Source organism: [Phormidium] sp. LEGE 05292, assembly GCF_015207735.1.
Taxonomy (GTDB): domain Bacteria; phylum Cyanobacteriota; class Cyanobacteriia; order Cyanobacteriales; family Aerosakkonemataceae; genus Floridanema.
This window is the reverse complement of sequence record NZ_JADEWG010000153.1, coordinates 1-14,399: the sequence shown is the minus strand read 5'-3', so window position 1 is coordinate 14,399 and position 14,399 is coordinate 1. Positions and strand designations below refer to the sequence as shown.

Below are 14,399 nucleotides of genomic sequence, written 5' to 3'. Positions count from 1 at the left end.
GGTTAGGGGTCGGGGGATAGGGGATAGGGAAGAAAATCATTCCCTAACACCCAACCCCTATCACCTAACACCTTCTTTCTGTCTGCATCAGTTATTTGAACAACAAGTAGAGAAAACACCACTAGCAGTAGCAGTAGTATTTGAGAATCAACAACTGACTTACCGAGAATTGAACGATCGATCGAATCAATTAGCAAATTATTTGCGTTCTTTGGGTGTGGGTGCAGATGTGCCCGTCGGGATTTGTGTGGAAAGATCGATCGAAATGGTTGTGGGAATACTTGGTATTCTCAAAGCTGGAGGAGCTTACGTTCCCCTAGATCCAGAATATCCTTCTGAGCGTCTAAGCTTTATGCTTGATGACTCACAAGTTAGAGTACTGCTGACACAACAACAATTCGTAGAGACGTTGTATACAACGTCTCTACCTACACAACGCACACACTTAGTTGGCTTAGATACTGACTGGACAGTGATTTCGCAGCACAGTCCAACCAATCTGATTTGTGATGTCCAACCAGAAAACTTAGCTTATGTAATTTATACCTCTGGTTCCACAGGACAACCCAAAGGCGTAGCCATGAATCATCTACCCCTAGTGAATCTGATCCTTTGGCAAGTAGAAAATAGCACCATTTCTCCTGGAAGCAAAACCCTACAATTTGCACCGATTAGCTTTGATGTTTCCTGCCAAGAAATGTTCTCCACTTGGTGTGATGGTGGGACATTAGTGTTGATTAGCGAACAATTACGCAAAGAACCTGTAGCTTTATTAAATTTACTCTCAGAACAAGGAGTAGAAAGACTGTTTCTCCCCTTTGTCGGCTTACAACAGCTAGCAGAAGTAGCTACGGGAAACCAATCAACTGTATGTCTGAAAGAAATCATCACGGCTGGGGAACAGTTACAAATGACACCAGCAATTACCCAGTGGTTGCATCAGCTAAGTAACTGCACTTTGCACAATCATTATGGGCCATCGGAAAGTCACGTAGTTACCAGTTATACCCTAAATCAGACAGGAGAAAATTGGCCTTTACTGCCACCGATCGGTCGCCCCATAGCCAACAGCCAAATCTATATCCTAGACAGCCATCTCCAGCCAGTACCGATCGGAGTCCCAGGAGAATTGCACATAGGCGGTGTTTCCCTAGCCAGAGGCTACCTGAACCGACCAGAATTAACTAATGATAAGTTTATTGCCAATCCCCTGAAAACAAGCAGGGGAGCAGGGGAGCTCTTGAGCAGGGGAGCGAAAGAAGACTTATTTTCAAATTCTCGCCTCTACAAAACAGGGGACTTAGCTCGCTATTTACCCGATGGCAACATTGAATACTTGGGACGGATTGATAATCAAGTAAAAATTCGGGGTTTCCGTATTGAGTTGGGCGAAATCGAAGCAGTATTAAGCCAACATCCCCAAGTTCAAGCGGCTGCGGTAATTGTCCGAGAAGACACACCCGGAGACAAACGCCTAGTTGCTTACATCACACCACAACCGTCAGCGACACCAACAAGCAACGAATTGCGGCAATACATGAAATCGAAGTTACCAGAGTACATGGTGCCAAGTGCTTTTGTGATTCTCGAAGTTCTCCCTCTGACTCCGAGTGGTAAACTCGATCGTCGCGCCCTCCCCTTACCCGATTTTCAGACTCAACAAGACAAGTATCAAGCACCTCGCACACCCATAGAAGAAATTCTCACTTACCTGTGGGGACAAATACTCAAACTAAATCAAGTTGGGATTCACGACAACTTCTTTGAACTAGGGGGACACTCCTTACTCGCTACCCAACTGATTTCCCGCATCCGCAGCCACTTCCAAATAGAACTGCCACTAAGGAGTCTGTTTGGCGCACCCACAGTTGCAGAATTAGCACCAATTATTCAACAGTTACAGCAACAAAATTTACAGCTTAGTGCGCCTCCGATCGTCAAACGAGACAACGATAACGATTTACCCCTGTCTTATGCCCAAACGCGGTTGTGGTTTATTGACCAGTTTCAACCGAATAGTTCCTTATACAACATCCCAGCCGCATTACGTTTGGTGGGAAGCTTGGACGTAGCCGCCTTAGAACAAAGCTTTCGAGAAATTGTCCAGCGTCATGAGGCATTACGCACCAATTTCCTGACAGTTGATGGGCAACCTGCACAAATCATTCACAGAGAAACGAATTGGACTTTATCGATCGTAGATGGAAAAAATTTATCAACGATAGAACAATTACTACAACAACAAGCCAATGCACCATTTGACCTAGCAAATGATTGCTTACTCAGAACCACATTAGTCACGCTGTCAGAAACCGAACATATCTTATTGATATGTATGCACCACATAGTTTCTGATGGTTGGTCGATCGGTGTTTTTGTGGAAGAACTAACGGCACTGTACAATGCTTATGTTCAAGGTCAACCCTCACCTTTAAGTCCGCTACCAATTCAATATACTGATTTTGCCATCTGGCAAAGAAATTGGTTGCAAGGTGAAGTGTTGCAAAGCCAATTAAGTTACTGGCAAAATCAACTATACTTAGCACCAGCTTTACTATCACTGCCCACAGACCGCTCCAGACCAGCAGTGCAAACCTTTGTGGGCGCACATCAACAGTTTACCCTGTCTGCGGAACTAACCGAGAAATTAAACCAACTAAGTCAAGAACAGGGAGTAACTCTGTTTATGACGCTGTTGGCAACGTTTGATACTTTACTCTACCGCTACAGTGGACAAACAGATATTGTCGTCGGTTCACCCATTGCCAACCGCAACAAAAGTGAAATCGAAGGGTTAATTGGCTTTTTCATCAACACTTTAGTTTTGCGGACAGATTTATCAAATAATCCCAGTTTTGCCCAACTGCTTGATCGAGTGCGCGAGGTGGCGCTCGGAGCATACACCCATCAGGATTTGCCGTTTGAGATGCTGGTGGAAGCTTTGCAACCGGAACGGGATCTGGGTCATACACCACTATTTCAAGTGATGTTTGTTCTCCAGAATGCACCTGTGTCCGATTTAGAACTGGGTGGGTTAACCCTAAGTCTGCTAGATCTGGAAAGTGCGATCGCCAAATATGATTTAACTTTAGCAATGGAAAGTACCCCAGATGGACTAGTGGGGTTGTGGGAATACAACACCGACTTGTTCGATGGCACTACCATTGAGCGGATGACAGGTCATTTTGTCACACTGCTAGAGGGCATTGTCGCCAATCCCGAAACGCCAATTTCCCAAATACCAATGTTAACCACAGTTGAACAACATCAACTGTTAACCCAGTGGAACAATACTCAAACTGATTATCCAGCTGATAAATGTCTGCATCAATTGTTTGAAGAACAGGTAGAAAAGACACCCCAATCGGTAGCAGTAGTGTTTGAAAATCAACAACTGACTTACCGAGAATTGAATGCAAGGGCGAATCAGTTAGCACATTATTTGCGCTCTCTAGGTGTAGGTGCAGATGTGCTCGTGGGGATTTGTGTAGAACGATCGATCGAAATGCTCGTGGGAATACTGGGCATTATTAAAGCGGGTGGAGCTTATGTTCCGATCGATCCAGAATATCCCCAAGACCGCTTAAGCTTTATGCTCACCGATACAGGGGTGAAAGTTCTCTTAACCCAAGAGAAATTAGTCGCATCTCTTCCCAAACATCAAGCACAAGTCATCTGCTTAGATAGCGACTGGCAAAGCATTAACCAAGCAAGTCAGGAGAATCTCAACAATACAGTTAGTTCGGAAAACCTAGCTTATGTAATATATACCTCTGGTTCAACAGGAACTCCCAAGGGAGTCGTTGTTAATCATCAGGCTGTGAATCGGCTAGTTAAAAATACCAACTACATCCAGTTAACAGCTGATGACCGGATTGCTCAAGCGTCCAATATTGCTTTTGATGCAGCAACCTTTGAAATTTGGGGAGCATTGCTCAACGGAGCCAAATTAGTCATTATCAATAAATCGGTCTTGCTGTCGCCACCAGAATTTGCGGTAACTTTGCGGGAAAACCAGATCGGCATCCTATTCTTAACCACCGCCTTATTCAATCAGTTAGCCAATTTAGTGCCACAAGTCTTTAGCGGTTTAAGATACCTACTATTTGGCGGTGAAGCAGTAGATCCCTTCTGGGTACGAGAGGTGCTCAAGTCTGGTGCGCCGCAACAACTGCTTCACGTCTATGGGCCTACAGAAAATACTACCTTTTCGTCTTGGTACTTGATAGAGGACTTACCCCAAAGTGCGACAACTGTCCCCATTGGTCGCCCAATTGCCAATACCCAAATCTATTTGTTAGACCAAAACTTGCAACCTGTCCCAGTAGGTGTACCAGGAGAATTACACATCGGTGGTGCGGGATTAGCACGAGGCTACCTCAATCGCCCAGAATTAACTAATGAGAAGTTCATCGCCAATCCCTTTGACAATGAACCAAATTCTCTACTCTACAAAACCGGGGATTTAGTGCGCTATTTACCCGATGGCAACATCGAATACCTGGGACGGATTGACAATCAAGTAAAAATTCGTGGCTTCCGCATTGAATTGGGCGAAATCGAAACTCTGCTCAATCAACATCCCCAAGTACAAACATCTGTAGTTATTGCTACGCCTACGGCACGCTGGCGCGAACGTGAGGATATTCCAGGGACTAAACGCCTCGTGGCTTACATCTTACCCCAAGCCGAAGCCACACCCACAATTAACGAACTACGGTCATACCTAAAAGCGAAGTTACCAGATTACATGGTGCCGAGTGCTTTCGTGCTGCTGGAAACGCTGCCCTTAACACCAAATGGGAAGATCGATCGCAAATCCCTACCTATCCCAGAATCCCGTTTAGGAATCGAAAACACTGTAGTTGCGCCTCGTACCCCAAATGAAGAAACACTCTTCACTATTTGGCAACAAGTCTTGGGAGTAGAACAAATCGGCATCCACGACAACTTCTTTCAACTCGGTGGCGATTCCATCTTGAGCATTCAAATCATCACCAAAGCCAGACAAGCAGGATTAGACTTTAGTGTCAAACAACTATTTACTAATCAAACAATTGCCGAATTAGCCGCAGTCGCCGGGACAACTAAAGCAATTGAAATTTCTCAAGAATTAGTCACAGGTCAAGTAGAATTAACACCAATTCAACAGTGGTTTTTGGAGCAAAACTGGGTTGAACCACACCACTTTAATCAAGCATTTCTATTCACAGTACCATCCCATTTCCAGCCGGAATTATTAAAACCAATCTGGCAACAATTACTAATTCATCATGATGCGTTGCGCTTACGTTTTACCCAAACCGAATCCGGTTGGAAACAGATTCACGCCACGCCAAACGATAACATTGCTATATCCTGTTTCGACTTATCAAGTCTCCCTGAAAGTGATATTGCCGTTACTATTGAAAACACTGCCAACTCCTTACAAATCAGTTTAAATTTGGCAGAAAATCTCGTGCAAGTCGCCTATTTCAAATTAGGAGAAAACCAAAAAGGAAGATTACTAATAGTAATTCACCATTTAGTAGTCGATGGAGTTTCTTGGCGGATATTGTTAGAAGACTTGCAGACAGCTTACCAGCAATTAAGTCAAGGTCAACCAATTGGATTACCACCAAAAACTACCTCCTTCCAAGATTGGGCAAAACATTTGCAAGAATACGCTCAGGAAGTTTTAAAATCCGAATTATCTTATTGGTTGTCCGATTACGCTTCAGTTTCTCGCATTCCTGTAGACTATCCCGGAGGAGAGAACTTAGTTGCTTCGGCTAACTATATCTCTGTGTCGTTAAATGAAGCAGAGACTCAAGCACTCTTACAAGATGTCCCCAAAGCATATAAAACTCAAATTAATGATGTCTTATTAACAGCTTTAGTCTTGGTTTTAAGCAAATGGACAAATTCCAAAACGGTGTTATTCAACTTAGAAGGTCATGGACGGGAAGAGATTATTGAGGGTGTAGATTTATCCCGGACAGTAGGATGGTTTACCACAATTTTCCCAGTGTCGATCTTCCTGGAAACAACAGATAATCTGGGCGAAACTTTAAAATCAGTTAAAGAACAATTACGCCAGATTCCTAATAAAGGAATTGGCTACGGACTCTTGCGTTATTTATCTGGCGATCGAGATATCCAAAACCAACTTGAAACCAGAGAAAAAGCAGAAATTAGCTTTAATTATCTAGGTCAATTTAGCCAAGTCCTCAATCAAACTTCGCTGCTGCAATTGGCAAATGAATCGAGTGGAAATTACCAAAGTTTACAAGGAAAACGTTCTAATTTACTCGATATTAACGCCATAATTACTAACGAACAGTTGCACATAGATTGGATATACAGCACTCAGATCCATCAGCAAAGTACCATTGAGCAGATTGCCCAAGAATTTATTGCTTTGCTTAGAAAGCTAATTACTCATTGTTTATTGCCAGAAAATGGTGGTTATACTCCGAGTGATTTTCCCTTAGTAAAACTGAGTCAAATAGAACTCGATCGCGTTTTAGCAACTTCAACACTCACAACCGAACAAGGAACAACTAATTGGCAAAATATTGAGGATATTTATCCCTTATCGCCAATGCAACAGGGGATGTTATTTGAAAGTTTGTATGCTCCCGAATCAGGAGTATATTTTGAGCAAATGACTTTCTCTATTACCGGAAATTTAAATGTGTCAGCGTTTGAGCAAGCTTGGCAACAAGTAGTAGCCCAGCATTCAATTTTCCGCACCGCCTTTGTCTGGGAATCTTTAGATCAACCAGTGCAAGTTGTCTTTCGACAAGTTAATGTTAATATCGCCACTTATGATTGGCGCAATTTATCTGCGGTGGAGCAGCAACAGCAATTAGAGGAATTTCTTGAATCCGATCGCAAGCAAGGTTTCTCATTTTCGCCAGCGCCATTAATGCGTTTATATCTGATACAAACTCAGGAGAATACTTACCAATTTGTTTGGAGTTTTCATCATATATTGCTAGATGGTTGGTCTTTACCTTTGGTGTTAAAAGACCTCTGGGATTTCTATCAAGTTATTTTGAATGGCAAAACTTTAGAGCGTCAATCCTTACTCAACTACCGACACTATATTGCTTGGCTACAACAACAAGATGTGGCTCAATCTCAAGCTTTTTGGCAAGAAAAACTTGCCAATTTTAGTGCGCCAACTCCTTTGATGGTCGATCGACCTTTATCGCATCGGGAAAAAGGCTCGGCTAGTTATGGGGAACAACATATTGAGTTAAGTTTATCAGCAACAGCAAAGGCTAATTCTTTTGTCCGAGAACATCAATTAACGCTTTCTAATTTGGTGCAGGCAACTTGGGCTTTGTTGCTGTCTCGCTATTCTCAAGAGTCTGATGTAGTGTTTGGCGCGACTGTTTCAGGTCGTCCGCCTGTGATTAATGGAGTTGAGTCGATGGTAGGGTTATTTATTAACACCTTATCGATGCGTGTTCGATTCAGCCAAAACACTAAACTTTTGGGATTGTTAAAGGATTTACAAGCGCAACTTGTAGAGTCGGAACAATTTTCTTATAGTTCCTTGGTGGAGATTCAGGGATTTAGTAATGTACCTAGAGGTACTTCTCTGTTCGATAGCATTGTGGTGTTTGAGAATTATCCAATTGATAGCGATCTTTTAGAAGACAATAGTAACTTTTCGTTCTCTAATTTCCGAGCGATCGAACATACGAATTATCCTTTAACACTTTTAGTAGGGCCAAGCGAACAATTGTTTCTGAAGGTGAGCTATGATACGAAGCGTTTTGATGATGGCGCAATCAGCCGGATGTTAGGTCATTTTGTCACTCTGCTAGAAGCAATTGTCGCCAATCCCGAAACACCAATTTCCCAATTACCAATGTTAACTGCATCGGAACAACAGCAGATATTAACTGAATGGAACAATACCAAAATTGATTATCCAACTGATAAATGTATACATCAGTTGTTTGAAGAACAGGTATTAAAGACACCAGAAACAGTCGCAGTAGTATTTGAGAATCAACAACTGACTTATTCGGAATTGAATTCTCGATCGAATCAATTAGCCCATTATTTGCGCTCTTTAGGTGTGAGTGCAGATGTGCCAGTGGGGATTTGTGTCGAACGTTCCCTAGAGATGGTAGTCGGACTTTTGGGGATTCTCAAAGCGGGTGGCGCTTATGTTCCCCTAGATCCAGAATATCCTTCTGAGCGTTTACGCTTTATGCTCGCTGACTCATCTGTGGGAGTGCTGTTGACGCAACAAAAATTACTCGACTCTCTACCCGAACATAACGCCCAAATCTTTTGTCTGGATAGCGACTGGCAAGCGATTCAGGAGTTGAATCAGGAAAATCTGACCCTGAACGTGCAACCAGAAAACTTGGCTTATATCATTTATACCTCTGGTTCCACAGGTCAGCCCAAAGGTGCAATGAATACCCACAAGGGGATTTGCAATCGTCTGTTGTGGATGCAAGAAGCATACCAATTGACAACTGATGATGTCGTGTTGCAAAAAACGCCCTTTAGCTTTGATGTCTCAGTGTGGGAATTCTTCTGGACTCTGCTTAATGGTAGCCGTTTAGTAGTTGCTAAACCAGGCGGACATCGGGATTCTGAATATTTGGTGAATCTGATTGCGAAGTCGCAGGTGACTACCTTGCATTTTGTGCCTTCGATGCTGCAAGTCTTTTTGGAGAGTCCAAACTTAGCATTATGTGAGAGTTTGCGGCGCGTGATTTGTAGTGGGGAAGCGTTGGGTGTGGACTTGCAAACCAAATTCTTCGATCGCTTAGGGTGTGAATTACACAACCTGTATGGCCCGACAGAAGCCGCGATCGATGTGACATACTGGGAATGCGATCGACAAATTCAACTGGACACAGTGCCGATCGGAAAACCAATTGCCAATACCCAAATATACATTCTCGATCGATCTCTGCAACCAGTACCCATCGGAGTCCCAGGAGAATTGCACATTGGCGGTGTAGGATTAGCCACAGGCTACCTCAACCGTCCAGAATTAACAACAGAAAAGTTCATCCCCAATCCTTTTGACAACTCAAAAAACGAAGCTGTAGAGACGTTGTATACAACGTCTGTACCGTCAAAATTATATAAAACTGGAGATTTAGCCCGTTACTTGCCTGATGGCAACATTGAATACCTGGGACGGATTGACAATCAAGTAAAAATTCGCGGTTTACGCATTGAATTGGGCGAAATCGAAGCAGTTTTAAGTCAATATCCTGAAGTCCAAGCCGCTGTCGTGATAGCGCGTGAGGATATTCCGGGAGATAAACGTTTAGTTGCTTACATTACCACCGAAACTGCAAAGAAACCGACGATCGATCAACTGCGACAATACTTGAAAGCGAAGTTGCCAGAGTACATGGTGCCGAGTGCGTTTGTGCTACTGGAAACCTTGCCCTTAACACCTAACGGCAAAGTCGATCGTCGCGCCCTACCCACGCCAGACTTACAGACTGAAGCATCAGACAAGTATCAAGCCCCCCGCACCCCAGTAGAAGAAATCCTGACTCACTTGTGGGGACAAATCCTCAACCTCAATCAAGTTGGGATTTACGACAACTTCTTTGAAATAGGAGGACACTCCTTACTCGCCACTCAACTGATTTCCCGCATCCGCAGCCACTTGCAAATAGAATTGCCACTAAGGAGTTTGTTTAACGGACCCACTATAGCCGAATTAGCTTCGATAATTGGGCAGTTACAGCAACAAAATTTACAGCTTAGTGCGCCACCGCTTGTCAAACGAGACAACAATAACGACTTACCTCTGTCTTATGCCCAAACAAGGTTGTGGTTTATCGACCAGTTTGAACCCAATAGCTCTTTATACAACATCGCAGCCGCATTGCGTCTAGAGGGAAATCTCGAAGTAACCGCCCTAGAACAAAGCTTAAAAGAAATTGTCCAGCGTCATGAAGCATTACGCACTAATTTTATTACCGTTGATGGGCAAGCGAATCAAATCATTCATGAACAAACTAACGGGAAATTATCTGTTGTTGACTTCAAACATTTGTCAGAAAGCGAATCAGAAATTGCCGCAGCCGAATTAGTACAACAACAAGCGAATCAACCATTTAATTTAGCAAATGATTGCTTACTCAGATCCACATTAGTCACGCTGTCAGAAACCGAACATATCTTGTTGATATGTATGCACCACATAGTTTCTGATGGTTGGTCGATCGGTGTTTTTGTGGAAGAACTAACGGCGCTATACAATGCTTATGCTCAAGGTCTGCTCTCACCATTAACTCCTCTACCAATTCAATACACTGACTTTGCCTTATGGCAAAGAAATTGGTTGCAAGGTGAAGTATTGCAAAGCCAATTAAGTTACTGGCAAAATCAACTAACTGGCGCACCAGCTTTTCTTACACTGCCGACCGATCGCAAGAGAAAAGCGAAACAAACCTTTGTCGGCGCACATCAACAATTTGCATTGTCTGCTCAACTAAGCGAGAAATTAAACCAACTAAGTCAAGAACAAGGAGTCACTTTGTTTATGACCCTGTTGGCAGCGTTTAATACCTTACTCTACCGCTACAGCGGACAAACAGATATTGTCGTCGGTTCACCCATTGCCAACCGGAACAAAAGTGAAATCGAAGGGTTAATTGGCTTTTTTGTCAATACTTTAGTACTCAGGACAGATTTATCAAATAATCCCAGTTTTGCTCAACTGCTCGATCGAGTGCGCGAGGTATCTCTAGGAGCATACACCCATCAGGATTTACCGTTTGAGATGCTGGTGGAAGCATTGCAACTGGAACGGGATCTAAGCCATACACCACTGTTCCAGGTGATGTTTGTCCTCCAGAATGCACCTGTGTCCGAGTTAGAACTTAGTGGGTTAACCCTAACACCAGTAGAGATCGATCGGGCGATCGCCAAATTTGATATAACTCTCTCAATGGAAAGTACCCCAGATGGACTTATGGGCTGGTGGGAGTACAACACCGACTTATTTGATGGCAGTACCATTGAGCGCATGACAGGTCATTTTGTCACACTACTAGAAGCCATAGCCGCCAATCCGCAAACGCCAATTTCCCAACTACCGATATTAACTTCATCGGAACAGCAACAGTTATTAACCGAATGGAACAATACTCAAACTGATTATCCAGTTGATAAATGTCTGCATCAGTTGTTTGAAGAACAGGTATTAAAAACACCAGATGCCGTAGCAGTGGTGTTTGATTTTCAACAATTGACTTACTCAGAATTGAATGAAAAAGCGAATCAGTTAGCACATTATTTGCGCTATGAAGGTGTGGGTGCAGATGTGCTAGTGGGGATTTGTGTAGAACGTTCTCTTGATATGATCGTGGGAATACTTGGTATCCTCAAAGCAGGTGGTGCTTATGTTCCCCTCGACCCAACCTATCCCCAAGACCGCTTAAGCTTTATTCTGTCAGATGCTCAAATTTCTGTTCTGCTCAGTCAACAGCATCTAAATGAGAAATTACCCCAGTATCAAGGGCGTGTTATTTACTTAGACAGCGAGTGGGAAACCATTACTCAACATAGCCAGTCAAACCCGCAAAACACTGCAACACCGAGCAACCTAGCATACATCATCTACACTTCTGGTTCTACAGGTCAGCCCAAAGGCGTGTTAGTCAACCACTCAAATGTGGTGCGTCTGTTTGCCGCAACTAACGATTGGTATGGGTTCAATGAGCAAGATGTCTGGACATTATTCCACTCTTATGCTTTTGACTTCTCCGTGTGGGAAATTTGGGGAGCATTGCTCTATGGTGGAAAACTAGTAGTAGTGCCGTACTTGGTGACACGATCGCCCGAATCCTTCTACAAATTATTAGTAGAAGAGAAAGTCACAGTTCTCAATCAAACACCTTCGGCATTCCGCCAGTTAATTCCCGCTGCACAAACCACAGAAACAGAAGGCGATTTGAGTTTACGCCTGGTAATTTTCGGTGGAGAAGCCTTAGAACCCAAGAATTTGCAACCTTGGTTTGAGCGTTATGGCGACCAAATACCCCAGTTAGTCAATATGTACGGGATTACAGAAACCACCGTCCATGTTACCTATCGTCCGTTAAGTATGGCTGATGTGAATGCGAGTGCCAGTGTAATTGGTCGTGCAATTCCCGACTTACAAGTATATGTCCTCGACCAACATTTACAGCCAGTACCAGTAGGAGTTCCCGGCGAGATGTATGTTGGTGGTGCGGGGGTGACACGCGGCTATCTGAATCGAGATGAACTGACAACAGAACGGTTTATTGGCGATCGATTTAGCCACCATCCAAATGCGCGACTCTATAAAACAGGGGACTTAGCTCGTTATTTACCAAATGGCGACTTAGAGTATTTAGGGCGCATTGACCAACAAGTGAAAATTCGCGGCTTCCGCATCGAATTGGGCGAAATCGAAGCATTACTGGCTTCTCACCCAGCCGTCAGGGAAAGTGTGGTAGTGGTAAGAGAGGACTCGCCTGGGGATAAACGTCTCGTCGCTTACGTAATTCCCAAGGAAGAACAATCTCCCAGCACAGCCGAACTACGTCGTTTTCTGAAAGATTTTCTGCCAGATTACATGGTGCCAAGTGCTTTTGTACACCTAGATGCTTTACCACTGACAGCCAACGGTAAACTAGACCGCAGTGCATTAAAAGCACCTGAGAGCGCCAGACCAGAGCTTGAAAATGCCTTTGTCGCGCCGAACACACCAGAAGAAAAAATCTTAGTGGCTGTCTGGGCGGATGTTCTCGGTGTAGAACAAGTAGGTATTAATGATAACTTCTTTGCTTTAGGTGGGGATTCGATCCGCAGCATTCAAGTACTAGCTCTTGCTAAAGCACAAGGGTTAAGTTTTTCGCTGATACAGTTATTCCAACATCAAACGATTCATGAGTTACTCGAAGAACTGAAAACCCAAGAAATTGAAATCGAAAAATTAGAATTAACCCAACCATTTAGTCTGATTTCGGAAGTAGATAAACAACAGTTACCTGATGGTGTGGAAGATGCTTATCCTCTGGCAAAACTGCAAATGGGAATGCTTTTCCACAGTGAATACAGCAAAGATAGTGGCATCTATCACGACATTTTCAGCTTCTATCTGAAAACTAGGTTTGATGTTCAATGTTTAAAGAGAGCATTGCAAGATTTAGTCGATCGCCATGCTGTACTACGAACTTCCTTTGAACTAAGTAAGTATAGTATTCCCTTGCAACTAGTTCATCAGCAAGTAGAAGTTCCCTTGCTTGTAGAAGATTGGTGTAATTTAAATCATTCTGAGCAAGAAGAAGCCTTAACTGCTTGGTTTGAAGCCGAAAAGAAACAGCATTTTGACTGGACTAATCCTCCCTTATTACGCTTATTTGTTCATCGTCGGACAGAGGAAACATTTAATCTAACTTTGAGCTTCCACCACGCCATTTTGGATGGTTGGAGTGTGGCTTCGATGATGAGTGAACTGCTCAAGCTTTACTTATCACATTTAGGCGAACCAATTGAGTTAAACTCAACACCATTAAGTGTTGAATTCCGAGATTTTGTGGCGTTGGAAGCACAAGCTTTAGCCTCAGAGGAGTGCCAGAGTTACTGGAATGAAAAGTTGCGCGATCGTACTTTCACCCCCTTACCTCGCAAAATTTCCGAGTCAACTAACACCAATGTTCAAAATGTTGGCGTGACTGATGTACCCCTCTCCCCCGAAATTTGTGCTTCCTTGAAAGGATTCGCACAGTCGGCAGAAGTACCACTAAAAAGCGTGCTCTTAGCTGCTCATTTACGAGTGTTAAATCTGTTAGGTGGTAACGAAGATGTGCTAACGGGATTAGTCAGCAATGGACGACCCGAACAAAGTGATGGTGAGCGAGTCTTGGGACTTTTCCTCAATACTTTGCCATTCCGTTTGCAATTAACTGGAGGAACTTGGATAGACTTAGTGCAACAAGTGTTCGCAGCGGAACGAGAACTGTTACCACACCGTCGCTATCCACTTGCCGAAATCCAGAGAAGTTTGGGTGGTGAACCTTTGTTTGAAACGGCGTTTAACTTCACCCATTTCCATGTTTATGAACAGGTGATCGGACTGGATAATTTAGAAGTTCTAGGTGGAAAGTTTTTTGAAGAAACTAACTTTACTGTTGTGGCTCAATTTAGTGTGAATCCAGGCTCATCTGAGGTGTTTTTAAGGATTAATTACGATCCCTTAAAGTTAGCGAGAGAGCAAGCTAATCGGATTGGTGAATACTATTTTAATGCTATTGCGGCAATGGTGAATCAGCCGCAAGAACGCTACGAGTTGCATTCTCTTCTTTCTCAAGAAGAACAACAACAGATATTAACTCTATGGAACAATACTCAAACACATGGAGGGGTTAGGGGTAGGGGGATAG

1 protein-coding gene is annotated in these 14,399 nt (G+C 43.4%); it reads left to right on the top strand.

The window, feature by feature from the left end:
* Window positions 1–14,399: non-ribosomal peptide synthase/polyketide synthase (locus tag IQ264_RS26885; protein WP_193984698.1), on the top strand; the 14,399-nt coding region annotated here is incomplete at both ends.